This is a genomic window from Vibrio sp. 1069 (assembly GCF_033340555.1).
In genome coordinates, this window is the sequence record NZ_JAWOWP010000150.1 from 1 (window position 1) to 958 (window position 958).

General features: G+C 51.7%; 2 protein-coding genes. Both read right to left on the reverse strand.

Translation table 11 applies throughout. The annotated features are described in order from the left end of the window. Window positions 1-548: aldehyde dehydrogenase family protein (locus R7040_RS25065; RefSeq protein WP_318097367.1), on the reverse strand; the 548-nt coding region annotated here is incomplete at its 3' end. 18 nt (window positions 549-566) lie between these two features. Continuing rightward, window positions 567-958: proline racemase family protein (locus R7040_RS25070; protein WP_318097368.1), on the reverse strand; the 392-nt coding region annotated here is incomplete at its 5' end.

The following is a 958-nucleotide window of genomic DNA, read 5'->3' on the forward strand; positions in this document are numbered from 1 at the left end:
ATTTGGCTCGTTCCCGGATGCGCGGTATGACCTTTAACAATAACCGGACAGCCAGCCGCTAGTGCAGATGCGGTATCGCCACCCGCGGCTGAGAATGCCAGCGGAAAGTTCGAAGCACCAAAGACGGCGACAGGGCCAATGGCAATTTGTTGGCGACGAATGTCAGGCTTTGGTAGAGGTTGGCGTTCAGGATTTGGCGTATCGAAGATGGCTTGATGATAACTGCCAGATTTTACAACCTCTGCGAACAATCGTAGCTGGTTAGCCGTTCTGCCGACTTCTCCCTCTAAACGTGCCTGTGGAAGCGCTGTTTCTAAATGCGAACACGCGACAATATCTTCACGTCTTGCTTCCAACTCAGACGCAATAGAGCAGAGTAGGTTGGCGCGCTTTTCGTTGCTGAGTCGGCGAAAACTGCGTGCAACTTTGTCTGCTGCTTCTGCAGCTTGGTTAACTTCCATCTCGCCATGAACGGGAAACGGCGTCGTTAATCGTTCACCGGTAAAGGCGTTGGTGGCGTAAAACACCTGTGAGTTTTGCGAATTCATTGTTCTTCCTTACTGTCCTTATTTCACTTCAAATCCGTACGCGTACGGGTCTTCGTCATCGACCCAAATGGTGTTGTGGCCATACACTTGTGCCCAACCTTCAATGCTCGGCAAAATCGCCGTTTGCCCGTTTACTTCGGTGATGCCCTCAATACGGCCGTTAAATAGGCTGCCGATGATGCTTTCATGCACGAAATCTTCGCCTGATTTGAGTTTTCCTTTCGCGTGCCATTGCGCCATGCGTGCGCTCGTGCCGGTTCCACATGGCGATCGGTCGAGTGCTTTATCGCCATAAAAAACGGCATTGCGAGCCGTTGCGCCGTCTTGCGTTGGTTTCCCTGTCCAAAGTACATGGGAAACGCCGCAAACCGTGGGGTCATTTGGATGGATGCATTCCACTGCATTAGAAA